Genomic DNA, 255 nt, shown 5'->3' with positions numbered 1-255 from the left:
AAAAAGAATCCGGCAGCGACCTACTCTCCCACGCGGTTTCCCGCGGAGTACCATCGGCTCTGGAGGGCTTAACTTCCGTGTTCGGGATGGGAACGGGTGTGACCCCTCCGACATTGCCACCGGAAAAGCGAATGACGGTGCATACGAAGGGTAAGTTGCAAGCTTCTGCTTGAATGAAGCCTCTTCAGAAGATGAAGAAGCAATTGAGAATAGCTGATGTCTTCCGGGCGGACGCACATGGTGGCGTCCTGGCCT

At 55.3% G+C, this 255-nt stretch carries 1 rRNA gene; it reads right to left on the bottom strand.

The features are described from left to right. Positions 1-7: 7 nt before the first annotated feature. Positions 8-124, bottom strand: a 5S ribosomal RNA gene (gene rrf, locus AABA78_RS39145). Positions 125-255 lie beyond the last annotated feature (131 nt).

Source organism: Corallococcus caeni (genome assembly GCF_036245865.1).
Classification (GTDB): Bacteria; Myxococcota; Myxococcia; order Myxococcales; family Myxococcaceae; genus Corallococcus; species Corallococcus caeni.
Note: the sequence above shows the minus strand (reverse complement) of the source record. Positions and strands in the feature narration are given on the sequence as shown.